The following is a 23537-nucleotide window of genomic DNA, read 5'->3' as shown; positions in this document are numbered from 1 at the left end:
TATGTCTTTGCTGTCTTTTTTCCTCGGCAACAAAAAAAACCAAACAGCAAGTGTAGCTAAAGACCGTTTGCAACTCATTTTAATTAATGAACGTGGCATAGACGGAGTCAGCCCCGACTACCTACCTCGTTTGCAGAAAGAGCTTATCGAGGTCATATCTCGTTATGTGCAAATTCAGCCTAACGACATCCAAGTAAACGTAGATCGCCAAGACGCCCTCGAGGTTCTCGAGGTAAAAATTGAGCTACCAAATGCAGAAAAACCATAAAAAATCGGCTCAATTACGAGCCGATTTTTTTAATTTAATGTTTTCAAATTGGGTATTGACGAGGTGTAGTCTGGATCGTCATCCAACGTAAATCTGTAAAGGCCTCTATTGCTGACTGACTGCCAAACCGGCCATAGCCGCTAGCTTTAACACCACCAAATGGCATTTGAGCCTCATCATGTACAGTAGATGAATTGATGTGACAAATTCCAGACTCGATCTGCTGAGCTACATGCATAGCACGTGAGATATCGCCACTAAAAATAGAAGCGCTTAGTCCATATTCACTATCATTAGCGAGTCGAATAGCTTCAGCTTGGTCATTAAAACGCAGTACAGTCACTACTGGACCAAAAGCCTCTTCTTTATAAAGACGCATATCCGGCGTTACAGCATCTAGCAAAATAGGCTCAACCAACACACCTTGACGCTGTGTAGGCCCTGTTAGTTGCTTAGCCCCTTGATTTAAAGCGTCTTCTACTAACTCCTCAATCCGCTGAGCAGCAGCCTCACTCACCATCGCTCCTAAAGCCGCCTGAGATACATTGGGTAGACCAGTCTCAAGCTCTTTCAACTTGGTAGTCAGTCGCGACAAAAACTCATCTGCAACAGACTCATGCACAATCAAACGGTCTGTCGACATACAAATTTGCCCTTGGTTAAAAAAAGCGCCGAAAGCAGCAGCCTGCACTGCTTGATTTAAATCAGCATCCTCAAAAACCAGCATAGGATTTTTACCTCCTAACTCTAGAATAGCTGGAGTAAAGTGTTGAGCTGCTAAGGTACCGATAATGCGTCCAACTTGAGTAGAACCAGTAAAGTTCACCCGCTTGACTAATGGGTGGGCAATCAGACTCTCTACAACCACCGGCGCATCCTCAGGAGCATTAGTAATAACATTCACAACTCCTGGAGGAAATCCCGCCTCAACAAATACAGTTCCTATTAAACGGTGCATAGCAGGTGTTAGCTCTGAGGCTTTTAAAATAACCGTATTGCCACATGCTAAGGGCATACAAACTGCTCGTGTACCTAAAATTAAAGGCGCATTCCACGGCGCAATACCCACAACGACTCCACACGCCTGACGTACTCCCAAAGCTAAATTACCAGGTACATCAGAAGGTATTATTTGCCCTTGAACCAAAGTTGTCATACTTGCTGCCTCACGCAACATATTTGCAGCCAACATGGCATTAAAACCATACCAACCTGGCGTACCTCCTGCTTCAGCTACCCCTAAACGCATAAACTCATCTTTATAGCTGTCCATAATATCAGCTGCTTTTAACAAATAAGTACGCCGAGTAGTTGGTCCTAAAGCAGACCAAGAAGGAAAGGCCGCAGCAGCAGCCTCCACTGCAGCGCTAACGTCTTCTATAGTAGCTGCTGCATTTTTAGATGCAACTTGCTCGTTCAAAGGACTTAATCGCTCAAAATACGCCCCATTTGAAGCGGGACGACTTTCCCCATTAATTAATAACGTTGTCTCGACCATAAATCTATTCCAATTAAAAGCCATTACTAATTTCGCCGGTTCTCACACTGCCTTACATTAGTAAAACAGTGTGATGGCATTGTTTATTTATGCTTTAGTTATTTATTGCGTCTGGTATTTTGTGGTGAGCTCCACCACTTTCTTATATAAGGCTTCGCCATCACCCCCCTTGGCATTTACCTCTGTAATCCACTCATCCACAATAGGTGCTGTTTTCTTAACCCAGCGGTCATACTCTTCCGAAGTGATAGTGACAAATTGTCCGTCGTATTGACGGGCATCATCCATAAAACGTTCACGCTGCTCATCAAAGCCTACTCGCCCTGCCCATCCAGATACTTCCAGTCCACTATTTGCATCAATAACCGCTTTCAAATCATCAGGTAAACCCTCATACTTTTTTGGGTTCATGCCAAATAAAAATGTAGTGTTGGATAACCGTCCTTTCCCCTCTGGTACATCTAAATGCCATTTTGCTACTTCATTTAACTTAATCGCTAACGTTCCTTCCCATGGCGAGGTTGCCCCATCAATTACCCCTTTTGCTAAAGACTCTGGCACTTGAGGCTGAGGCATTTGCACAGGAGTTGCGCCTAGCAACTCAATAACTCGCGAGTTAATACGTGTCGGCACTCTTATTTTCAAGCCCTTTAAGTCCTCCATAGTATGAGCTTCCTTACCTTTCAAATGCAAAAGCGTGCCATCATGAACATGCACAAAAATGGGTTTCACCCCTTTATACTCCTCATCAGCATACTCATTAATGTACTCCCAAAAGGCTTTGCTTCCCGATTCAGCGTCTTGAGTTAACCAAGGCAACTCAAATACCTCTGTTTTAGTAAAGCGACCTGAAGCATAGGTAGGTATTGTCCACACAAGATCAACAATTCCATCCTTGGCTTGGTCAAAAAACTGTGCTGGCGTTCCTCCTAGCTGAGCGGCGGGGTAAATTTGACACTGAAGACGATTTTTTGACTCTTCTTGTACCTTTTTACACCATGGCTCAATGATATTTTCCTGTGCATTTGAATGTGAGGCTAGAAAGTGATGAACACGTAAAGTGATTGGCTTATTTGCAAAAGCTGTGCCACTGATAGCAAACAAACTGGCTAAAACGATTGCCTTTGTACTTTTTTTCATTGTCTCCCCCTATAGGTTTAATAGATAAAGCGTTATGGCTGGCACAGAGGCCAATAAAATAATTCGTAGTAAATCTGATAATAAAAAGGGCATAACTCCTTTATATGACTCTATTAATGACACCTCTTTCGCCATCTTATTAACAATAAAAACGTTCATACCAACTGGCGGCGTGATCAAACCTATTTCGATTACCATCAATGACAACACCCCAAACCAAATAGACTTCTCTGGAATTGATAACCCAAATAAGTCAATCCCCATCACAATAGGATAAAAAATAGGAATAGTTAGCAGAATCATTGCTAGTGAATCCATCACACAGCCCAAAATGATATAAATTATTAATATGGCTGCTAAAACTAAAAGGGGGCTCATCTCTAAAGTCAGCACCCAGTCTGCTAATTCAACTGGCATTCGTGACAAAGCTAAAGCACTATTTAAAAAATCAGCGCCTAGCAGTATCAACAAAACCATAGCCGAGCTTTGTGCCGTGCCGAGCAAGCATTGAATTAAGCCCTGCCAAGTTAGGCGACCTTTTGCCCAAGCAAGAAAGCCACATGCTGCTGCTCCTATCGCAGCAGCCTCAGTTGGTGTTGCCCATCCACCATATATTCCAAAAATGATAACTAAGAAAACAAAAATTACCGGGCTAATTTCTAGCAAACGTACCCAGCGTACTGCCCAAGATTGTCTAACACCTGCTGGACCAGCACTAGGGTCTCTATACACCATAAATAAAATAACAAGCAAATAACCACTTATGGCAATCACCCCAGGCAGAACGCTAGCTATAAATAACTTGCCTATAGATTCTTGTGTCAAGATGCCGTAGATAATAAGAGGAACAGAAGGAGGAATTAAAATTCCTAATGTACCTCCCGCAGCCAAAGCGCCCGTAGCTAATGAGTCTGAATAATTATGGCGTTTTAGCTCGGGAAGAGCTACCTGACTCATTGTGGCAGCAGTAGCCACAGAGGAACCACAAATAGCACCAAATCCAGCACAAGCTCCTATAGACGCTAAAGCTAATCCTCCCCGACGATGACCAATAAAAGCACTTACGCTATTAAACAAACTTTGGCTAAGACCACCGTGTATCGCAAACTGTCCCATCAATAAAAACATAGGAATAACAACTAAATCATAATTTGATAGCCGTGCATAAGGAATTGACTTTAACAAGTTCAACCACAAAGCTATATTCCAATCCATTAAATACATGTACCCTAAAGAGCCAGCAGCAAACATGGCTATTCCTACAGGGAAACGTAATGCGATTAAAAGCAGTACAAAAGCAAAAATAATTAAACCCGTTATCATTATTTTTCCTTTTGAGAAAGAGCAGAAAATGGCTGCCACGCAGCACGACTATGCAAATAGGCGGTGTATACTCCTACCAAAGTTAATACAAAAAACCCTGGTATCATGGCAAATTGGAACCATGCAACGGGCCATGCCAAAATAGCTGAACTTTCCCCTGACTCCAGAGTGGCTATTGCTGCAGCATATGTGCGCCATGTTAAGAAAAAACCAAATACTGCAACACCTAGTGATGCCATCGTATTTAGTACTGCTTTACTGCGGTTACCTAACATTACTGTTAGCAACTCAACCTTTAAGTCATTAAAAGTAATATGGCAATAAGCAAAAAAACAAGCACAACCTGAGGCTGCAGCCATTTGCATTATTTCGATATCACCAGGCACAGGTAAAGCAAAAAGCTTGCGTCCGATGATAGAGATTACAGTAATCAAAATTAATAGTAGAAAAATCACTCCTCCAATGATGGCTAATAGCTGACTCACTCGTAATAAACTGCGCCCTAACCTTGAATTATCTATGCGTGCATCAGCCGTATACTCAACCAAAACCTCGCTCATCACTGTCTCCTTTTTAGATCACTAAATATGTGTTAATTAATTATTATTTCTAATAAGCACGGTCCAGTTTCTGTTAAGGTTTCTTTTAATGCCTCTGGTAATAAAGTAGGCTCTTCTACACGTTGCGCCTTAACACCTTGGCCTTCTGCTAAAAGCACAAAATCTAACTGTGGTAGGTCTGTTCCAACCGGATGCTCCCCTGGCTTAAATCCATATACAGGAGCAAAATCTTGTAAGGCAGCATAGCGCTGATTATTTAAGATAACAAAGCTAATAGGTAGATTTAAATGTTGTGCAGTCCATAAAGCCTGAATGGAATACATACTAGATCCGTCACCTATTAAAGCAATGACACGTCCTGTTTTCCCTGCCTTTTGACGAGCCAAAGCGATCCCAACAGAAGCTGGCATGCTATAACCCAACCCTCCACTCGCCATGGTATAAAAGCTCTCTTGTCCTTGCATAGGTAAATAGTCATGTATGGCAGACCGTGAACCAGGGGCTTCTTCTACTACAATAGAATCCAAGGGACGGGCTTCTGATAAACACTGCAGAGCATAATGCTCTGACATGGGTAGTGACGCAATTGCCCTTTGCACCACAGGCTTAGGTGTTGGTGCAGGTCTTGCAATAGGCATGGAAATCTCAAGCAATGCTTTTAACGCCAAATGTAGGCTTGCCACCACTGCTTTTCCTGTGGGCGTCCATGCTGCTACATCCGGATTGTCTACAACCTGAATGAGTTCTGCCTGAGGAGGCAAATGAGGACCTTCACCATGTACATGATAGGTAAAGGCTGGTGCCCCAAGCACCAAAATCAGATCTGCTCCCGTTAGCTTTTCTACAATTCGCTCACGCATAGCAGGAAGGAATCCCCCGAACAGTGGGTGTGTTTCAGGAAAACTGCAGCGTGCACTCATGGGAGCAACAAATACTTTGGCATGATGACGCTCAGCTAACTCAATTACCAAATCAACGGCTAAGTCTCGATCGACTCCTGCTCCCACAACGAAATAAGGGCGCTGCGCCTGATCTAGCTGTTGAGCTATAGCTTCAATATCTTTTTTCGCTACAGCACGATCATAGCTAACCTCACGATTCTCTATCCATTCCGAAGGTTTATCCCAGTCATCTGCCGGAACAGATACCATGACGGGGCCACGTGGAGCTTGCATTGCAATGTGATAAGCCCGAGCAATTGCATGGGGCACATCTTCACCACGTGCTGGTTCAATAGCCCATTTCACATAAGGCTGCGGCATTTGCTCTGGATGCGAAGCGCCTAAAAAAGGATCGTAAGGTAAGATAGAACGGGCTTGCTGTCCTACTGTAATAATTAGAGGGGTTTGGTTACGGTAGGCCGTAAAAATATTCCCCATTGCATGTCCTATCCCTACAGCCGAATGCAAATTAACTAAGGCAGCGTTACGGCTAGCTTGTGCGTAACCATCAGCCATACCAACAACAACAGACTCCTGTAACCCTAGTACGTACTGAAAATCATTGGGGAAATCCCGAAACATGGCTAATTCAGTCGAGCCCGGATTACCAAAAATTGTTTTAACCCCTTTATCACGCAAAAAACGATACATCGCGTCGCGTACAGTGGGTATTTGCTTATTTGCTATTTTATTCATACTAGATCCCAATCCTAATCCACGATTTTGTTTGTTTTAGTATAGGAAGCGATCTAATATAGGGCTATTAAATAAACCTTATTTATATTATTGGTATGGCTAATATCAGGACCATTGATTTAAACTTACTTCGTGTTTTTGACGCTATTTATCGTCGTAGAAATGTGTCGCAAGCTGCAGAAGAGCTAGGTTTATCGCAGCCCTCAACGAGTCAAGCCTTAACACGATTACGTTTAATTTTAAAAGACCCTCTGTTCGAACGCTCTGGGAACGGAGTTCGTCCTACAGAACGTGCTCGTCAAATGGCTCAGCAGATTGGCTTAGGATTAGAAACTTTAGACTACGCATTACGCCAAGGAGAAAACTTTGATCCGTCTCGCGCAACAGACACTGTCCATCTTCATTTAACCGACATAGGGGAAGCTCGTTTTTTGCCTGTAATTATGCAGCAGCTTGAGCAGTTAGCACCCAATATGCGAGTTGAATCAAAAGCTTGGCCTCTACATAGTATTGTGCCAGCCCTTGATGCTGGTGAATTGCATTTTGCTTTAGGGTACATTCCTACCTTAGAGGGATGCGTAAAACAAACTTTTTTAATGGATTATTATGGTTTGTTAATGCGTAATCAGCATCCATTTTTATCTATGATGGGCAATCAACAGCATATAAAGACTCGATTGCAAGAGCTTGAGTTCGTGGCTGTGCATTCACATGCCGTGACTTTACATATACTGCAAAGCTTGCAACTTGAACATCGTGTACGTTTAAGAGTTAGCAATTTTTTGGCATTGCCTGATATAGTAGGCCCGTCCGATCTAGTTGCCATCATGCCGTATGATATAGCCAAAGGATTTAGCTCAGAGCGCAACTGCACTGTTATTGATGTTGGTTTGCCGTTACGCTATTTTAATGTGGCTTTACATTGGAGTAAGCGCCATGAACATAAAGCCATGCATAGTTGGTTTCGTAATATACTTTTAAATTTACCTTTAAAATAATAAAAAAGCCAGACACACCCCATCTGGCTTTTAAATATTCAATGGCAAAACATTAACGGTGTTTACCTACTTGGTCGCCAATAACACCACCAATCGCGGCACCACCAACTGTACCCAATACGCTACCACCGGTTACAGCTGCACCTACAACCCCACCGGCACCGGCACCAGCAACACCACCTTTTTGGCGTGAGCTCATGCTATCCCAAGTCGAACATCCTGCCATTAAAGTAATGAGTGCTGTAGCGGCAGTAAGCTTCATAATGGATTGACGTGTCATTTTTAACTCCTTGGGTAATAAATCTAGTTCCCTCTACAATAAAACCCCTACCTCTCAAACTCAAGTCAAAAACGGCTCTATTCTGTGAATAAGCGCAAAAAGTGTAACAGCCCTGGCACCAGGGCTGTTACTGTTAATATGGTTATTATTTCAACGCTTTGTAGCGGATGCGTTTGGGTTGAGAGGCTTCCTCGCCTAGACGACGGCGTTTGTCTTCCTCGTATTCTTGATAGTTACCACTAAAGAATTCCACATGAGAATCGCCTTCGAAAGCCAAAATATGCGTGGCAATGCGGTCTAAGAACCAACGGTCATGACTAATTACTAATACTGAGCCAGCATACTCAAGCAGTGCGTCCTCTAGGGCTCGTAATGTTTCTACGTCTAAGTCGTTAGAGGGTTCGTCTAGCAACAGCACGTTGCCGCCCGCAGCCAGAGTTTTGGCTAAATGCAAGCGTCCACGCTCTCCCCCTGACAAATTGCCCACGAGTTTATTTTGATCAGCACCACGGAAATTAAAACGCCCAATATAAGCACGGGCTGGGATCTCAAACCGTCCTACTTGTAAAATATCAGAGCCGCCTTCAGAGATGGCCTCAAACACCGTTTTTTCATCTGGCAATGAAGAGCGAGACTGGTCAACATAGGCCAATTGTACGGTTTGGCCGAGTTTAATTTCTCCGCTATCTGGTTGTTCTTCGCCAGCGAGCATACGGAACAACGTCGATTTACCTGCACCGTTAGGGCCAATAATACCGACGATGGCACCCGGAGGAATAGTGAAACTAAGATCATCAATTAACAAGCGATCGCCGTAACCTTTAGAAACGTTTTTGAACTCAATAACCTCATTTCCTAGACGCTCGGCAACAGGAATAAAAATTTCCTGAGTCTCATTACGTCGTTGGTATTCGTGCGAGGCTAGCTCTTCGAAACGATTTAAGCGGGCTTTAGATTTGGCTTGACGCCCTTTAGGGTTTTGGCGAACCCACTCTAACTCTTTGCGGATCGTACGCTGACGAGCTGACTCATTGGCTTCTTCTTGTTTGAGTCGATTTTCTTTTTGTTCTAACCAAGAACTGTAATTCCCTTTCCAAGGGATTCCATGCCCACGGTCTAGTTCTAAGATCCACTCTGCTGCGTTATCTAAAAAATAACGATCATGGGTTACTGCAACTACAGTACCAGGAAATTTGCTTAGGAATTGCTCTAACCAATGCACACTTTCAGCATCTAAGTGGTTAGTGGGTTCGTCAAGTAACAACATATCCGGCTTAGAAAGCAAAAGCTGACACAAAGCAACACGACGCTTTTCACCACCAGATAAATTACCAATTACAGCATCCCATGGGGGCAGACGTAACGCATCTGCTGCTATTTCCATTTGTGTATTGGTGTCATCGCTGCCGCTAGTCGCAGCTGCAGCAATAATGGCTTCTAGCTCAGCTTGCTCTGCAGCCAACGCATCGAAATCGGCATCAGGTTCGGCGTATTCAGTATACACCTCATCTAAACGTTGGCGCGCTGCAAACACCTCGCCTAAACCTGCCTCAACCGCTTCGCGCACAGTATGAGTGGGGTCAAGCTCTGGCTCTTGAGACAAATAGCCAATATGAATACCCGGCATCGGGATGGCTTCACCTTCAATTTCTTTATCGACGCCAGCCATAATACGGAGTAAGGTCGATTTACCTGAACCGTTTAAACCTAGTACACCAATTTTGGCACCAGGGAAGAAAGATAAAGAAATATCGCGTAGAATTTGACGCTTGGGTGGCACGATTTTGCCAACCCGATTCATTGTATAAACGTATTGGGCCATAGAAACCTAAGTAGGATGAATAAGGCTATAGTACATAGCATCGCAAAAGCGACTTAATTATAGAAAACAGATAGGCCAACAAAATGACAGATTCCGCCGCACTTGTATTTAGCACCGAAGACATTGAACTATTAGCTCGTACTGCCGATGCTTTAAGCTCTTATCTGGGAAAACCGGTTTTAGTTGAGCTCATTGATGCGAGCGAAACAGGCTTTGAATGGGCTATTTTTGCTATCCCCTTAGATATTAACGAAGATGATAGCGATATACCAGTAGTTCAGATAGGTGGTGCAAATGCCCAGCTCTTGGGAAGCCAAGGTGGGGTACACGTTAATGAAAATGAAACCTATACGTGCCGTTTTATGTGGGCCGTGCAACGCACCGATTTAGACCCCGTAAAATACATCAAGATAAATCATGAGGGCGAGGAAAATGCCTGGGGGGAAACCCTTCAAGAAATCCTACCTTTTGATTTGTCTAGCGACCCTTTAGCTGACGACGATGACAGCACACCCGAGGACGTGGCATTTATTCAGCCAGCCCCTCAAACAGCGCCACTAACTAAAACGGTCTCTTAAATATAACAGAGCCCCTATGGGTGACATACTATAAACCAGAGCTCGGGATATTAAGCCTTTTAAATCATAACCCCGTGGTTTGTGTATGGCCTGACTACGCATATGCAAGCCAAAGCGGGTATAACGCGCAGCGGCTTTAAAAAACTCTCGGGGACGGTAATGAAACCAGGGCACACTAGATACCACCGTATCATGAGCTAACAACCATAACCCGAGCGCATGATGTCCTACATTAGTTTGCCCTTGAACGGACAAAGAATCGCCACTATCGTAATACACACGATAAACTTGATTCACAAAACGTGTTTTAAAACCTGCACGAGCAATACAACGCCACACGAGGCTCTCGGGTACAAAACCAGGGATATTTTCCGGAAAAGGAAATTGTCGTAATACTTCAGTGCTTAAACAGCCAAATTTCTCGCCCTTGATATTAAATTTAAACTGCATATCAAGAGGGTTAGCATCAAGCTGATCGTAGGGAAACATATCGCCTACGATTTTTCCGTTAGGCGCTTTGCACAGCCCAATCACTGCCGCATAGTAAGCACGGTCAGTTTTAGGAATATCGCACCAAGTACGAGCCATATCATACAACGCATTTGACTCTAAACGATCATCACTATCTAGCGCCACAATAAGCTCGCCCTGTGCTGCTTGTACTCCACGATTAAAGGCGACTTTTTTATGTTGATTTTTTTGCCAGATATAATGAATAGGAAAGACTGCCTCTTGTTGCCATATAGCGACTAACTCTTGTGTATCGTCTGTAGAGCCATCATCCACTACCACCCATTCAAAATCCTGATAGGTTTGCTCACATAACGACTCATACACGCGATGCAAGGTATGGGCACGGTTAAACGTAGGTGTTAACACGGTAAACTGATACCGCCATACAGCAGATGGGCCTCTAACAGAGTGTATTGACATAACAGCACATCTCCTTTGCTCAACATGCTTAATAGGTAAAACGTGAAAGCACGCACTTAATTAAATAGTAGACGAAAAAAAACCACAGATCAGGAATCTGTGGTTTTTTTTGCCTTACTTACACCTAGACACATTTATTCAACGTAGTAGATCTACGACAGATTAATGAATGTAGCGTGTGATCAGACGGAAAATTAAGCGCGCTTAACTTTCTCTAGCATTTTGAAAACGCTTTTGGGAGAGCGAACATACAAACGTTTGAATGCTTTACCCAAGCAACGACGCTCTAGCGTGTTGCGACGTGTGCGTTTGATTTCAGCCATGAAAATCTCCGGTACATGAACAAAGCTAAGGATTATACAAGTAGACTTAGCTGTGAATACAATAGATTTTAGCCCATACTGCCCTCATATACAAAGAAAATACTTTTCTTGCCCGTTTTTCTTCGATTCGTACTATGACCTCTCAAATTCGCATCTTTGGTGCTCGTCAACACAACCTCAAAAACCTGGATGTCAATTTTGACACAGGCAAAATTACGGTATTGACCGGTGTGTCTGGCTCCGGTAAATCCTCTCTAGCCTTTGACACCCTGTATGCCGAAGGCCAACGGCGCTATGTAGAAACCTTTTCACCCTATGCGCGTCAGTTTCTCGACCGCATGGACAAGCCGCAAGTTGATAAAATTGAAGGCATTCTTCCTGCCATTGCTATTGACCAGGTCAACCCAGTACGTAACTCGCGCAGCTCTGTCGGCACAATGACCGAGTTAAACGATTATTTCAAACTGCTGTATGCTCGCCTAAGCCACTTACATTGCAAGCAATGTGGGCAGGAAGTACATCATGAAGATGCTCAACGTATAGCCGGTTTACTGGCCGAACGCTGCGCCGACAACGACCCGCGTTTGATTATCAGCTTTGCGGTGGACGTGCCGGCCAATTTCACTACCGAAGAAGTGCAACAGTTCTTAGAGCAGCAAGGCTATACGCGCACCCACCCCACGCCTAGCAGCAAGCCAAAAGGCAAAACCTCAACTCAACGACTCTATGTAATCCAAGACCGTTTTAGGCTCAGCCGTGCTGAACCTGAGCGTCTTATGGAAGCCTTAGATACTGCTTTGCATTATGGCAATGGACACCTCACTGTGTTTGCTATTGCAGCCGATCAAACCGAGGAACAGTGGGAGTTTAGTGCAGGTTTACATTGCGCTCAGTGTAATATTGATTACGCCAGCCCACAGCCTAGTACGTTTTCCTTTAACTCACCGTATGGGGCATGCGAGACGTGCAAAGGCTTTGGTCGAGTCATGGGCATTGACTATGGTTTGGTTATTCCTGATGAAAACAAAAGCTTGCTTGAGGGTGCTATCAAACCCTGGCAAACCGAGTCCAACCGGGTGCATCAACAAGACTTAGAGCGTTACGCCAAAGCGGCTCAAATACGCCTAGCTGCCCCTTGGAATACCCTAACTCAAGAAGAAAAAGACTGGGTTATTTACGGAGCGCCTGACTTTAAAAGGGGGACACGGGCTTGGAAACAGCAATGGTATGGGGTTCAACGTTATTTTGACTGGCAAGAGTCTCGTGCCTATAAAATGCATGTACGCGTTATGTTGTCTAAATATCGCAGTTACAACACCTGCCCTACTTGTGCTGGCTCGCGCTTAAAGCCCGATGCTTTGTTATGGCGATTAGGTCAGCAAACAGCAGACCAAGACCCCGCGCCCTACACCCGCTTTATGCCTGTTGCTACCGCATGGAGTACCGAGCAGCTAAAAATGCTGCCTGGTTTTCACATTCATGATCTCATGCGCCTACCGATCAGTTCGGTGCTGTCTTGGTTTCAGGAATTACAATTCCATGGTGATTTAAACGCCGCAACACAGTTATTACGCGATGAAATCACCACGCGTTTACGCTTTTTATGTGAAGTGGGCCTAGGCTATTTATCTCTAGATCGTCAGAGCCGCACTTTATCAGGCGGTGAAGTTCAACGCATTAATTTAACTACCGCTTTAGGCACCTCTCTAGTCAACACACTTTTTGTGCTTGATGAGCCATCTATTGGTTTGCACCCCCACGATATGCAACGTATTGTGCGCATCATGCAACGTCTGCGTCAACGTGGTAACACCTTAGTCGTGGTCGAGCACGACCCCCAAGTCATGGTGGCCGCAGACCGAATTTTAGATATAGGACCTGGCCCTGGCGAACGCGGGGGCACTATTTTGTTTGATGGCCCCCCTAGTGAACTGCGTGCAGCCCCTACGCTCACTGGGGACTACTTGAGCAGTCGTAAAACCATCGAAGCTCCTCACCCCCAACCTGTACTTGAGAACACCCCACGTCTATTACTAGAAGGGGTACAAGCCCATAACTTAAAGCATATTGATGTGGCGTTCCCGCTAGAGCGCTTGGTATGTGTAACTGGGGTATCAGGCTCTGGCAAGTCCACCTTAATTCAAGATGTGCTGTACCCCGCTTTACTTAAACATTTTGGTGAGGCCACCGAAGCGCCTGGAAGGTTCGAGGCATTGCTGGGCGCAGAACGTATTGCAGAGGTGATTCTGGTAGACCAATCTCCTATAGGTCGTACTGCACGTTCTAATCCTGCCAGCTATGTCGGTGCTTTTGATGCTATACGCAAACTTTTTGCACGCGCCCCCTTAGCGGTAGAGCGTGGTTACAAGCCAGGTACCTTTAGTTTTAATAGCGGCGATGGTCGCTGCCCTACTTGTGGAGGTACGGGCTTCGAACACATAGAAATGCAATTCCTATCTGATGTGTATTTACGTTGTCCTGATTGCGAAGGCAAGCGTTTTCGCCCTGAGATACTCGAGGTCCGTCTTGAGCATTTAGGACGCACCGCCTCAATTGATGAAGTTCTAGCAATGACGGTTAACGAGGCCCTACTCTTTTTTACCGGGCTTAACGAAGTACAGCGGGCTCTGGCTCCGCTTGCCGATGTAGGGCTTGATTACCTGAGTTTAGGCCAACCCGTTCCCACCCTATCGGGAGGTGAGGCACAACGTTTGAAATTAGCTGGATATCTTGCTGAAGCCTCTAAAAGTCGCTTAGCCAGTGCGCGTGTCGCCAAAAAAGGCAAACTCTTTCTATTTGACGAGCCCACCACAGGTTTGCATTTTGATGATATTGCCAAACTTATGCGCGCTTTTCGTAAGCTTTTACAGGCGGGGCACTCGCTAATTGTTATTGAACATAATTTAGATGTAATCCGTGCTGCAGATTGGATTATTGATTTAGGCCCCTTTGGCGGAGAAGCAGGTGGTCATCTCGTAGCTACAGGCAGCCCTCAACAGATTCAAGCCACACCGCAATCATTAACGGGGCAAGCCTTAACTGAGTATGAACAACAAATCATAGGAAAAAACCTCATTCCTACCTTAGCAGAAACCTCGGGCGAGTATATAACGGACACAAACACGGACTCCAACATTCACATTTTGAATGCCCGCGAACACAACCTCAAAAACATTCAGGTCAGTATTCCGCGTGATACCTTCACTGTAATTACAGGGGTTTCTGGGTCAGGCAAATCTACCCTCGCGTTTGATATATTATTTAATGAGGGGCAACGCCGCTATTTAGAATCGCTTAATGCCTATGCGCGCTCTATAGTGCAACCAGCTGGTCAACCTGATGTAGATGCTGTCTATGGTATTCCACCTACTGTGGCCATTGAACAGCGCACTAGCCGCGGGGGGTATAAATCCACCGTTGCTACCATGACAGAAATCCATCATTTTTTACGTTTGCTGTATGTGAAGCTAGGAACGCAAATGTGCCCATGCTGCAATGTGCCCGTAGAGCCCCAGACAGCTGAGCAAATTATGGCACAACTGTTACGTAATCACAGCGGACAAAACATTGCCCTCTATGCTCCACTCATTGTGGCGCGTAAAGGGTATTACACTGACTTAGCTAAATGGGCTCACAGCAAGGGCTATGCCGCACTACGTGTTGACGGAGAGCTCGTAGCTACTGATAATTGGCCCCGCTTAGATCGCTATAAAGAACATACTATTGAATTGCCTATTGCAGAGCTCACTATTAGTGCCGGTTCCGAGGATGAGCTACGTCAAGCAATACACAGCGCTTTAGAGCATGGGCAGCAGCGTATGGTGCTAGTGTCTGGCTCTCATCATCAAACAGTTTCAACGCTACGCGCTTGTCCTTCATGTAATACCAGTTACCCCGAACCCGATCCGCGTTTATTTTCTTACAACTCTAAACATGGCTGGTGTACGAGTTGCTTTGGTACTGGACGTATCGTGCCAAACTTCGATGCCGAGCAAAGCGGTGAAGAAGCTAAGTGGCTCCATGATCAGGATGAGGTTACTGCCGAGCCCATCATATGCCCGAGCTGTGCAGGGCAACGCCTTAACCCCGTGGCTTTAGCTTTCCGGTGGAAAAATCAAGGTATAGCCCAACTTTCTGCTCTGCCTATCCTCGAAGCCAAGCATTTTTTTGCCGAGCTCGACCTATCTGAGCGTGAACAACAAATAGCTCGGGATATTTTTAGCGAAATTCAAAGCCGTCTGAATTTTATGGAAGAAGTTGGGCTTGGCTATTTAGCTTTAGACCGCGCCGCCCCCACCTTATCTGGCGGCGAAGCACAACGTATTCGTTTGGCTGCCCAACTAGGTTCTAACTTACAAGGGGTGTGTTATGTACTTGATGAACCCACCATAGGTTTGCACCCCCGCGACAACCGTATTTTATTGCAGGCTTTACAACGCCTTGAGAGCAATGGCAACACCTTGGTTGTGGTTGAGCACGATGAAGACACCATACGTCAAGCGCAACATATTATCGATATGGGCCCAGGCGCTGGCATACGAGGTGGCGAAGTGGTGGCCCAAGGCGATCTAGCCGCTATTATGGCTAATCCCCATTCCTTAACGGGGCATTATTTACGTCAGCCTATAGTCCACCCCATGATGGGCTATAGACCTATTGAAACTGATACAAATTTTTTAACTATAGAACAGGCCCATCTACACAACATAAAAAATGTTAACGCTCGCATACCTTTGAATCGTTTGACTGTTGTTACTGGCGTATCGGGCTCCGGTAAATCCACACTGGCACGCGATATTTTACTTGCTAATCTTAAAGACCATTTAGCTGCCCCTGAACAGCATCACTGGCAACATTGTCAAGCGATAACCGGTTGGGAGCATGTGGACCGTGTCTTAGAAGTGGATCAAACCCCTATAGGAAAAACGCCCCGCTCTTGCCCTGCCACTTATGTGGGGTTCTGGGATGACATCAGAAAGCTTTTCGCTCAGACCCGAGATGCTAAAATGCGAGGCTGGACCCCCACGCGTTTTTCATTTAATACCGGCGATGGGCGTTGTGCTGAATGCGGGGGCCAAGGCTTAGTCACCTTTGAGATGAGTTTCTTGCCAGACATACAGATTCCATGTGAAAGCTGTCATGGCTTGCGCTTTAATAACGACACTCTTTCCGTCTCATGGCAAGGTAAAAACATTGGTGAAGTGTTGCGCATGGAAGTGGATGAGGCGGTCGACTATTTTGCCTCCCACCCTCGCATACTGCGACCTCTACAACTACTCCAAGACGTGGGCTTGGGGTATCTTACTCTAGGCCAACCCTCGCCCACTCTGTCTGGTGGCGAGGCTCAACGTATTAAACTTGTCACCGAGCTCAGCAAAGTTCGCTTAGATGAGGGCTTAACTAAAACAGGTCGTGCTTATAAACAACCCCATACCTTGTATGTGTTGGATGAACCTACAGTAGGGTTAGCGATCGCTGACGTGGAAAAGCTATTGCGTGTATTACATCGCCTCACAGATGCCCAGCAAACCGTGGTGGTGATTGAACATAACCTAGATTTAATAGCCGAAGCGGACTGGATTATTGATATGGGGCCAGAAGGTGGCGTAGACGGTGGAAAACTGGTGGTTGAAGGGACCGTTGATACCGTGCAAAATACTCCCTCTTCTCACACAGGCCAGGCCTTAATCGACTTTTTATCTCGTCCCTAATTTATGTATTGCCGTTTTGAAAACCGCTTAAATCAACGTGCTCTAGAGCTCACAGGTCTAGTACAAAAGCTGTATGCTTATTGTGCTGCAGACCTGCCTTCCCTTTGGGAACAACTTGAGCAGGCTCAGCAACAAGGCCTTTGGGCTGCACTGGTTATCAATTACGAATTAGGAGCCCATCTATTGGACTTAGATTGGGCTACAGCTAGTTCACGCCCCTTATTAAGCGTGTACTTGTTTAGCTCTGCTCAACAAGCCCAACTTTGGGCAGCCCCTACCCATACTGTTCAGTTGCAAGCTCATGCGCTACGCCGTAAAAGTGAGTATCTAAAGCATATACGACAAATTCAAGCAGGCATTAAAGAGGGTAACTTCTATCAAATAAATTACAGCCTTCCTATAGCTATTGAAAGCTCCGCTGCACCGCAAGCGCTTTACCAACAGCTAGCTTTTAATCATCCCGTTCCTTATGCGGCATATATTAAGGATGAGTCTAGGCATATTTTATCTTTCTCTCCTGAACTGTTTGTAGAGCGCACTGGCTCAACCTTACGCGTTAAACCGATGAAAGGGACTACGGCTCGTCATGTGGACCCCGTTTTGGATCAGCAAGCCGCCCACCAATTACGGCACAGTGCAAAAGACGTGGCTGAAAACATCATGATCGTGGATTTATTGCGTAATGATTTAGGAAAAATCGCACAAACCGGAACGGTAGAGGTGACACGGCTTTTAGACGTAGAAGCCTACCCCTCGGTCTGGACCATGACGTCAACCATTCAGGCTCAAAGTGAGAATCACTCTGTGGCGCAACTTTTACAAGCTCTCTTTCCCTGTGGTTCAATTACCGGCACGCCTAAAATTGCGTCCATGCGTTGCATTTATGACCTAGAGCAACGAGACCGCGGTATTTACTGTGGCAGCGTAGGTTGGTTGGCTCCTAACGGAGATCTACAGCTTAATGTAGCGATTAGGACTATTGAGTACCATGATGATCACAGCGCACAGTTTGGTGTAGGCGGGGCCATTGTTATCGATTCGGACCCCGATAACGAATGGGAAGAATGCCTTTGGAAAGCGCGAGTCTTGGGTACACCCATTCGTTTCGATGAGTAAATCTATGCTGAATACTGCTTCTTCATCTTTTGCTCTTTTTGAAACCATGCGTTTGGAGCGGACCGGACAAGTTCTTTTGTTGGCCTATCATTTACAACGCTTAGCCCGCTCTGCTTGCCAATTAGGGTTTAAATTTGATCAAGATGCCATCTTGCATAGTTTAAAACCCTATCTGCACCAATGTTATTGCCAGCCTCAACGTATCAGACTAAGCATAAACAAAACAGGCAAAGTAACCGTGGAGTGCTCTGCCTTAGCTACCACCCCACGACCAGTACGTGTGGCTTTAGCTGCTCAGCCTATCCACTGCGACCCTTTATATTTACGCCATAAAACGACGGTCCGTGCCCAATGGGCGCATGGAGAAAGGTGGCTACAAAAACACCCCACTTATTTTGATATTATTTACACCGACCAACATGGAGCGCTGACTGAAGGGGGACGCAGCACGCTGTATATTTTTCAACAAGGCAAGTGGTTCACTCCACCTCTTACACACGCTTTGCTACCAGGTGTGTATCGCAATAAATTAATTGCGCAGGGGCTAGTTCAGGAAAAAACCATGTACCGCACCGATTTAATGCAGGCCGATCGTATTCGTGTTTCCAACGCATTACGAGGCTGGCTTGATGCCCATGTGGATGCGCTAGACATTAAGATTTAGCTAACACGTAGTCTATGGCTGCCTGTGCTGCCGCAAACCCCATAGGGGCAGTCACTGTGACGCTTGAGCCGTATCCTGCACAAGACAGCCCCTGAGGTGCCTGAGCCAAAGAATCAGCCTGCCATGCACTGGGCAATACCGCATTTTGCTCTACCCAAAAGACTTCCACGCCCATTTTAGGGATGCGAGCAGAGCGCTGGTTTTGTTTTGGCTGTACTTTAGCAAAACCATGCTCTTTACGAAGCTTATTACGAATTTTGGCTAATAATGCATCGTGTGTACTAAGTGATAAATCACCACGTTTTAAAGCAAGTGCATTCGTCTTGCCCCCTGCTGCCCCACAAATAAACGACTTAATTTTTGCGCGTTTTGCCTCGAGAATCATGGCTATCTTAGCCTCAGCCTGATCTGTACAATCAATTAACACATCAGGGTTCATTGCTAACAATTGACTGGCATTATCTATACCAATAAAGTCATCAACTACGTTTACGGTACAGCTTGGATTAATATCAACAATGCGCGCTTGCATTGCTTCAATTTTGGCTTGGCCTACGGTAGAGCTTAATGCAGGTAGCTGTCTATTGATATTAGACTCACTCACATGGTCTAAGTCGATTAATGTTAACTGACCTACTCCACTACGAGCCAAGGCCTCTACACACCAACTGCCTACCCCCCCGATACCAGCAATCATAATGTGTGCCGCCTGAAGGCGATCTAAACTACCTTCCCCGTATAATCGATTTAACCCACCAAAACGACGCTCTGCATTTAGTTGCTGCGGTGCCATAACAACCCTTATGTTTTGTAAAAATCAACTCTTCCTGAACAATTGCATTAGATATCTAGGAAGTTCTTGCTTAGAATAATAAGCACATAGCCAATCTCTCTGTGCAATAGGCTATGTTTATATTTTACCCTGTATTTCATAACGATCATGAATGCTTACGTTACTGCTCCGGTCTCTTCTCAATTCCGCACACTCACTTCAGACGAGTTACAGCTCTCGTTACAAAACAGTTTATTGCACTGGGATCAATGTAGCGACGTTTGGGTGTTTGCCTACGGTTCTCTTATTTGGCGTCCCGAGTTCGAATTTATAGAACAACGTGCTGCTCGTTTAGCGGGTTATCATCGCTCATTATGTTTGTGGTCTAGGATTAATCGTGGCACACCCGATTTGCCTGGCATTGTTTTCGCATTAGATCAGGGCGGAGAATGTGAAGGCGTGGTCTATCGTCTTGCGGCAGATCAGGTAAAAGCCACTTTTCCTGCATTATGGCAACGCGAAATGCCCAGTGGGGCGTACAATCCTAAATGGGTTGATTGTTATACAGCGCAGGGCCAAACCGTTTCTGCACTGACTTTCATCATTAACCCACAAACCGATGCTTATGTGCCCAGCATGCCTTTAGAGCAACTACGTCAAGTCATTCACCGTGCCCACGGTTTAAATGGGGCATGTATTGATTACGTATTACAAACTGCTCAGGCGCTAAAGCAGGCAAATATAGCAGACCCTAAACTTGAACATCTTGTACAGTATTTATAGTTATGAGCCTTGCTGATTTTCGCAACGAATACGATAAGTTTGATCTGCCAGAACATCTTCTGACCACAGACCCCAAAGAGCTATTTACACAATGGGTAGACGAAGCCATTCGCTTACAAGCTCCCGAGCCAACGGCTATGAGTCTATCTACCGTCGCGCCATCAGGCCAACCTAGCTCTCGTATTGTGTTGCTGAAAGGCTTTGACTCCAAAGGTGTTCTGTTTTACACCAACTACGACTCAAAAAAAGGGCATGATTTAGCTCACAACCCACAAGCATGCTTACTTTTTTTCTGGCCCACTCTGCAACGCCAAATTCGTCTTGAGGGTACGGTGCACAAAGCCTCAGCCAAAGTCTCAGCCGATTATTTTACCAGCCGCCCATTGGCTTCAAAAATCAGTGCCTTGGCCTCACCCCAAAGCCAACCCATTACTCGCGTTGCTCTCGAGCAGCGCTGTGATGAAATAGCAGCCAAATACGGCGAGAACCCACCCTGCCCTGATAACTGGGGCGGTTATTATCTGGTTCCTACCCTAATTGAGTTCTGGCAAGGCCGTACATGCCGTCTTCATGACCGCTTTGTCTACACACTCGACGATGAACAGTGGCAAATACAACGGCTGGCTCCTTAAATCACCACAGAATAAATATTTACCCAGCTATTTAAGGGCTTTAGCTGGTATCCCTCTCTGACTATAGGCTAAAATTGAACTTTATTTAAAAGGCTAAACCTCACGGCATTCTAGTCAGTGAGGTTTAGCGCTTTTTGTACTGAGTCAAAATGAGCGATTACATTCTAACTATTTCCTGTCCAGACACCACAGGCATTGTACATAGCGTCACAGGCTGGCTTTTAGAAAAACAAGGAAACATCATTGAAGCCGAGCAGTTCGGAGACGAACAAACTCAACGTTTTTTCTTGCGCATTCATTTCCGCATTCCAAAACCTAGCAGCGCTGAGCAACTACGAGCAGAGTTCAGCTATATTGCGGACCGCTACCAGATGGATGCCCACATCTATGACACCAAGCAAAAAGCGCGTGTTTTGCTCTTAGTTAGTCGACAAGGCCATTGCTTAAACGATTTATTGTTCCGTACCCATAGCGGCCAGTTGCCTATTGATATTGTAGGCGTGCTATCTAATCACACTGATCACGCAGCACTAGCTGCTACATATGATATTCCATTCCATCATCTGCCTGTAACTGCGGCAACCAAGCCCCAGCAAGAGCAGCAGATTTTGCAATTTGTGGATGAGCTTGAAGTCGATTTAGTGGTCTTAGCACGCTATATGCAAATCTTATCGCCTGAAATGTGTAAAGCACTTTCAGGTCGTGCTATTAATATTCACCATAGCTTCTTGCCTAGCTTTAAAGGGGCTCGTCCCTATCATCAGGCTCATGCGCGTGGCGTGAAAATTATTGGGGCAACTGCTCATTATGTTACCGAAGACCTAGACGAAGGTCCCATTATCGAGCAAGACATCGAGCGTGTAACCCATGACATGAGCCCCAACGAGTTAACCCAGGTCGGTAGCGACGTGGAATCACTAGTACTGGCGCGTGCAGTTAAAGCCCATGTAGAACATCGCATTTTTCTTAATGGTGAGCGCACGGTGGTGTTTAAATAAACGCTATACCAAACACAAAAGGCAGCCAATTTTAGGCTGCCTTTTTAATACTTTATGATTTAGATCACTCTAAAGTAGGCGCATGATTTTCAAACAGAGCAAGCCAGCCTTTAGCAAAACGATAAATTAACCATACAAAAGCGGCAATACCTGTAATCCAACCAATAAAGACCACGGTTAATAACGCACTAAGCCCCACCCAAAGCACACCCCACCAGAAGGTTTTAATCATCCAATCAAAGTGATTAGCGTAAATGGTGCCAGCCACGTCACTACGTTTGTAGTACGCCACCACGATAGCAGCCAGTGCAGCTGCCCCAAGGATAGGACTTGCTATTAAAGCAAGAATAAATAGGCCATACAGCACATGAGTTAATTGGCGTGGTGATAAACCCGACTGAGGTTCAGGCATCATAGGTTGGGACATGTATTCCTCCAAGTTCTAATTCAATCAGATCGCCTTCAATCCTTATTTTACCTTGTTTGCGCCAAACGGAAAGAAAAACCCGTGGCTCTGCAGCAAAGATAAATTCATTATACGAATTTGAACCTATTCTGACCGCAGAGGCTTTGAGGCGTGACTGAAAGTCCACAATTGATTGACATCCCCACCCTAACGAGTGAGAGTTTCTACAGCTCTCAAGTGCGGTATTGAGCCACCTCTGAGTCGTTTTTTAGGGAGATTCCTGTTGCTGGCGGCATTACTGCACCGCTCACTTTACTGGTGAACTGGGTGTGTCCCGCCCTTAATACATTGATCGCACCAATAAGATCAGCATTTTCCTCGCAATCGCAGTTCACGCACTTGAAGCGGGCTTGCATCTACCGATTTTTTAGACTCATGACTACAACAGGAGCAAGTACGGCAGGTGTTAAACAGTAACACGGATGAAGCCACCGCCCGTTCAAGAACGCCGTGTCGGCACGGCTAAATAGCTTAAAAAGCGTATCAAGCCGGATGGTTCGCAAAAAACTATCTACGTGTGCACAAGAAGCTATGGGGTGGCGCGCTCTAGTAGCTCAGCTACTTTGCCGGAAGTGATGGCGTGAGCCTACCGAAACCGCCCCGTCATTGCTGTCGGTGCGTATACCCCTGACATGGCAGAAATTCACCCCAGTACGGTCCAAGGCAGCCAGATTTTTGTTGATAATAATGACGCCGCCCGCCAAGAGGCCGGGGATTTAATTCAAGCCCGCGTCAACTGGGCCGCTGTGCAAGCCCTGCATCAAGATGAGTCACACCGCAAGCACCACACGCCCCTACTGTATAAAACCATTGGCTGTGCCGCTTGGGACTTAGCTGCGGCACGCTGCGCCCGAGCCCAGTACAGTTAGCGCGTAGCACAAAGCAGAAAAAAGACGGAAAAGACGGAAAAAAGACGAAAAAAAACCCCTGTTGGATCACCAACAGGGGTTTTTAGTATAAGAGCTTGACGATGACCTACTTTCACAGGCGCACAGCCCACTATCATCGGCGCAAAGGCGTTTCACTGTCCTGTTC

21 protein-coding genes are annotated in these 23537 nt (G+C 45.6%); 10 read left to right on the top strand and 11 right to left on the bottom strand.

Annotation, left to right across the window (positions count from 1 at the left end):
* Window position 1: 1 nt before the first annotated feature.
* The gene (gene minE / locus ACBP46_RS07285; protein ID WP_167662164.1) at window positions 2-268 is read left to right on the top strand and encodes a cell division topological specificity factor MinE; all 267 of its coding nucleotides are present in this window, start codon (window positions 2-4) and stop codon (window positions 266-268) included.
* Between the two features lie 43 nt (window positions 269-311).
* Here minE and ACBP46_RS07280 read toward each other — a convergent pair whose 3' ends face one another.
* From ACBP46_RS07280 to mdlC, 5 genes are all read right to left on the bottom strand, one after another.
* The gene (locus ACBP46_RS07280) at window positions 312-1766 is read right to left on the bottom strand and encodes an aldehyde dehydrogenase (RefSeq protein WP_371016084.1); all 1455 of its coding nucleotides are present in this window, start codon (window positions 1764-1766) and stop codon (window positions 312-314) included.
* A 102-nt stretch (window positions 1767-1868) separates the two neighbouring features.
* On the bottom strand, window positions 1869-2906 hold the full coding sequence (locus ACBP46_RS07275) for a TRAP transporter substrate-binding protein (RefSeq protein WP_371016083.1): 1038 nt from the start codon (window positions 2904-2906) through the stop codon (window positions 1869-1871).
* 9 nt (window positions 2907-2915) lie between these two features.
* Window positions 2916-4229 (bottom strand): TRAP transporter large permease, encoded by a 1314-nt coding sequence (locus ACBP46_RS07270; RefSeq protein WP_371016082.1) that lies wholly within the window; start codon window positions 4227-4229, stop codon window positions 2916-2918.
* Window positions 4229-4789, bottom strand: a complete 561-nt coding sequence (locus ACBP46_RS07265; RefSeq protein WP_371016081.1) for a TRAP transporter small permease — start codon at window positions 4787-4789, stop codon at window positions 4229-4231. Before ACBP46_RS07265 ends, ACBP46_RS07270 begins: the two co-directional genes overlap by 1 nt.
* Before the next feature lie 32 nt (window positions 4790-4821).
* Complete coding sequence (mdlC, locus tag ACBP46_RS07260) at window positions 4822-6426, bottom strand: benzoylformate decarboxylase (protein ID WP_371016080.1); 1605 nt, start codon at window positions 6424-6426, stop codon at window positions 4822-4824.
* A gap of 95 nt (window positions 6427-6521) precedes the next feature.
* On the opposite strand from mdlC, the gene ACBP46_RS07255 reads away from it, so the two are divergent.
* The gene (locus tag ACBP46_RS07255) at window positions 6522-7424 is read left to right on the top strand and encodes a LysR family transcriptional regulator (protein ID WP_371016079.1); all 903 of its coding nucleotides are present in this window, start codon (window positions 6522-6524) and stop codon (window positions 7422-7424) included.
* A gap of 52 nt (window positions 7425-7476) precedes the next feature.
* Here ACBP46_RS07255 and ACBP46_RS07250 read toward each other — a convergent pair whose 3' ends face one another.
* A complete protein-coding gene (locus tag ACBP46_RS07250; protein ID WP_371016078.1) occupies window positions 7477-7704 on the bottom strand; it encodes a glycine zipper 2TM domain-containing protein in 228 nt (75 codons plus the stop codon).
* A gap of 145 nt (window positions 7705-7849) precedes the next feature.
* Window positions 7850-9526 (bottom strand): energy-dependent translational throttle protein EttA, encoded by a 1677-nt coding sequence (ettA, locus tag ACBP46_RS07245; RefSeq protein WP_371016077.1) that lies wholly within the window; start codon window positions 9524-9526, stop codon window positions 7850-7852.
* Window positions 9527-9609: 83 nt separating this feature from the next.
* On the opposite strand from ettA, the gene ACBP46_RS07240 reads away from it, so the two are divergent.
* Window positions 9610-10104 carry a hypothetical protein gene (locus ACBP46_RS07240; RefSeq protein WP_371016076.1) on the top strand — a complete coding sequence of 165 codons (495 nt, stop codon included), beginning with the start codon at window positions 9610-9612 and terminating at the stop codon, window positions 10102-10104.
* Here ACBP46_RS07240 and ACBP46_RS07235 read toward each other — a convergent pair.
* Both ACBP46_RS07235 and ACBP46_RS07230 read right to left on the bottom strand, forming a co-directional pair.
* The gene (locus ACBP46_RS07235; protein ID WP_371016075.1) at window positions 10084-11037 is read right to left on the bottom strand and encodes a glycosyltransferase family 2 protein; all 954 of its coding nucleotides are present in this window, start codon (window positions 11035-11037) and stop codon (window positions 10084-10086) included. The genes ACBP46_RS07240 and ACBP46_RS07235 overlap by 21 nt on opposite strands.
* 194 nt (window positions 11038-11231) lie before the next feature.
* The gene (locus ACBP46_RS07230; protein ID WP_257793892.1) at window positions 11232-11360 is read right to left on the bottom strand and encodes a hypothetical protein; all 129 of its coding nucleotides are present in this window, start codon (window positions 11358-11360) and stop codon (window positions 11232-11234) included.
* A gap of 134 nt (window positions 11361-11494) precedes the next feature.
* Here ACBP46_RS07230 and uvrA point away from each other — a divergent pair, with 134 nt between their 5' ends.
* Genes uvrA through ACBP46_RS07215 form a run of 3 tightly spaced genes read left to right on the top strand, consistent with a single transcriptional unit; the run spans window position 11495 to window position 18851 of the window.
* Window positions 11495-17071 (top strand): excinuclease ABC subunit UvrA, encoded by a 5577-nt coding sequence (gene uvrA, locus ACBP46_RS07225; protein WP_371016074.1) that lies wholly within the window; start codon window positions 11495-11497, stop codon window positions 17069-17071.
* A 3-nt stretch (window positions 17072-17074) separates the two neighbouring features.
* Window positions 17075-18187: an aminodeoxychorismate synthase component I gene (gene pabB, locus ACBP46_RS07220; RefSeq protein ID WP_371016073.1), complete on the top strand. Its 1113-nt coding sequence runs from the start codon at window positions 17075-17077 to the stop codon at window positions 18185-18187.
* Window positions 18188-18191: 4 nt separating this feature from the next.
* Window positions 18192-18851 carry an aminotransferase class IV gene (locus ACBP46_RS07215; protein WP_371016072.1) on the top strand — a complete coding sequence of 220 codons (660 nt, stop codon included), beginning with the start codon at window positions 18192-18194 and terminating at the stop codon, window positions 18849-18851.
* Here ACBP46_RS07215 and ACBP46_RS07210 read toward each other — a convergent pair.
* The gene (locus tag ACBP46_RS07210; protein WP_371016071.1) at window positions 18841-19644 is read right to left on the bottom strand and encodes a tRNA threonylcarbamoyladenosine dehydratase; all 804 of its coding nucleotides are present in this window, start codon (window positions 19642-19644) and stop codon (window positions 18841-18843) included. The genes ACBP46_RS07215 and ACBP46_RS07210 overlap by 11 nt on opposite strands.
* Before the next feature lie 147 nt (window positions 19645-19791).
* Between ACBP46_RS07210 and ACBP46_RS07205 the strand changes: the two genes are divergently transcribed.
* The 3 genes from ACBP46_RS07205 (at window position 19792) to purU (ending at window position 22036) form a co-directional block, all read left to right on the top strand.
* Window positions 19792-20406 carry a gamma-glutamylcyclotransferase gene (locus ACBP46_RS07205; protein WP_371016070.1) on the top strand — a complete coding sequence of 205 codons (615 nt, stop codon included), beginning with the start codon at window positions 19792-19794 and terminating at the stop codon, window positions 20404-20406.
* Window positions 20407-20408: 2 nt separating this feature from the next.
* On the top strand, window positions 20409-21038 hold the full coding sequence (gene pdxH, locus ACBP46_RS07200; protein ID WP_371016069.1) for a pyridoxamine 5'-phosphate oxidase: 630 nt from the start codon (window positions 20409-20411) through the stop codon (window positions 21036-21038).
* Window positions 21039-21187: 149 nt separating this feature from the next.
* Window positions 21188-22036, top strand: a complete 849-nt coding sequence (purU, locus tag ACBP46_RS07195; RefSeq protein WP_371016068.1) for a formyltetrahydrofolate deformylase — start codon at window positions 21188-21190, stop codon at window positions 22034-22036.
* A 64-nt stretch (window positions 22037-22100) separates the two neighbouring features.
* On the opposite strand, the gene ACBP46_RS07190 is transcribed toward purU, so the two are convergent.
* Complete coding sequence (locus ACBP46_RS07190; RefSeq protein ID WP_371016067.1) at window positions 22101-22463, bottom strand: DUF4870 family protein; 363 nt, start codon at window positions 22461-22463, stop codon at window positions 22101-22103.
* A 671-nt stretch (window positions 22464-23134) separates the two neighbouring features.
* Here ACBP46_RS07190 and ACBP46_RS07185 point away from each other — a divergent pair.
* A complete protein-coding gene (locus ACBP46_RS07185; RefSeq protein WP_371016066.1) occupies window positions 23135-23371 on the top strand; it encodes a hypothetical protein in 237 nt (78 codons plus the stop codon).
* The last annotated feature ends 166 nt before the right edge of the window (window positions 23372-23537 follow it).

This window comes from Paenalcaligenes hominis (assembly GCF_041359055.1).
Classification (GTDB): Bacteria; Pseudomonadota; Gammaproteobacteria; order Burkholderiales; family Burkholderiaceae_B; genus Paenalcaligenes; species Paenalcaligenes hominis_A.
Note: the sequence above shows the minus strand (reverse complement) of the source record. Positions and strands in the feature narration are given on the sequence as shown.

What these genes read in the sequence shown, in the direction of transcription:
- minE (WP_167662164.1), top strand. Translation starts at nt 2, where the DNA reads ATGTCTTTGCTGTCTTTTTTCCTCGGCAACAAAAAAAACCAAACAGCA.
- ACBP46_RS07280 (WP_371016084.1), bottom strand. Translation starts at nt 1,766, where the DNA reads ATGGTCGAGACAACGTTATTAATTAATGGGGAAAGTCGTCCCGCTTCA.
- ACBP46_RS07275 (WP_371016083.1), bottom strand. Translation starts at nt 2,906, where the DNA reads ATGAAAAAAAGTACAAAGGCAATCGTTTTAGCCAGTTTGTTTGCTATC.
- ACBP46_RS07270 (WP_371016082.1), bottom strand. Translation starts at nt 4,229, where the DNA reads ATGATAACGGGTTTAATTATTTTTGCTTTTGTACTGCTTTTAATCGCA.
- ACBP46_RS07265 (WP_371016081.1), bottom strand. Translation starts at nt 4,789, where the DNA reads ATGAGCGAGGTTTTGGTTGAGTATACGGCTGATGCACGCATAGATAAT.
- mdlC (WP_371016080.1), bottom strand. Translation starts at nt 6,426, where the DNA reads ATGAATAAAATAGCAAATAAGCAAATACCCACTGTACGCGACGCGATG.
- ACBP46_RS07255 (WP_371016079.1), top strand. Translation starts at nt 6,522, where the DNA reads ATGGCTAATATCAGGACCATTGATTTAAACTTACTTCGTGTTTTTGAC.
- ACBP46_RS07250 (WP_371016078.1), bottom strand. Translation starts at nt 7,704, where the DNA reads ATGACACGTCAATCCATTATGAAGCTTACTGCCGCTACAGCACTCATT.
- ettA (WP_371016077.1), bottom strand. Translation starts at nt 9,526, where the DNA reads ATGGCCCAATACGTTTATACAATGAATCGGGTTGGCAAAATCGTGCCA.
- ACBP46_RS07240 (WP_371016076.1), top strand. Translation starts at nt 9,610, where the DNA reads ATGACAGATTCCGCCGCACTTGTATTTAGCACCGAAGACATTGAACTA.
- ACBP46_RS07235 (WP_371016075.1), bottom strand. Translation starts at nt 11,037, where the DNA reads ATGTCAATACACTCTGTTAGAGGCCCATCTGCTGTATGGCGGTATCAG.
- ACBP46_RS07230 (WP_257793892.1), bottom strand. Translation starts at nt 11,360, where the DNA reads ATGGCTGAAATCAAACGCACACGTCGCAACACGCTAGAGCGTCGTTGC.
- uvrA (WP_371016074.1), top strand. Translation starts at nt 11,495, where the DNA reads ATGACCTCTCAAATTCGCATCTTTGGTGCTCGTCAACACAACCTCAAA.
- pabB (WP_371016073.1), top strand. Translation starts at nt 17,075, where the DNA reads ATGTATTGCCGTTTTGAAAACCGCTTAAATCAACGTGCTCTAGAGCTC.
- ACBP46_RS07215 (WP_371016072.1), top strand. Translation starts at nt 18,192, where the DNA reads ATGCTGAATACTGCTTCTTCATCTTTTGCTCTTTTTGAAACCATGCGT.
- ACBP46_RS07210 (WP_371016071.1), bottom strand. Translation starts at nt 19,644, where the DNA reads ATGGCACCGCAGCAACTAAATGCAGAGCGTCGTTTTGGTGGGTTAAAT.
- ACBP46_RS07205 (WP_371016070.1), top strand. Translation starts at nt 19,792, where the DNA reads ATGAATGCTTACGTTACTGCTCCGGTCTCTTCTCAATTCCGCACACTC.
- pdxH (WP_371016069.1), top strand. Translation starts at nt 20,409, where the DNA reads ATGAGCCTTGCTGATTTTCGCAACGAATACGATAAGTTTGATCTGCCA.
- purU (WP_371016068.1), top strand. Translation starts at nt 21,188, where the DNA reads ATGAGCGATTACATTCTAACTATTTCCTGTCCAGACACCACAGGCATT.
- ACBP46_RS07190 (WP_371016067.1), bottom strand. Translation starts at nt 22,463, where the DNA reads ATGTCCCAACCTATGATGCCTGAACCTCAGTCGGGTTTATCACCACGC.
- ACBP46_RS07185 (WP_371016066.1), top strand. Translation starts at nt 23,135, where the DNA reads ATGGCAGAAATTCACCCCAGTACGGTCCAAGGCAGCCAGATTTTTGTT.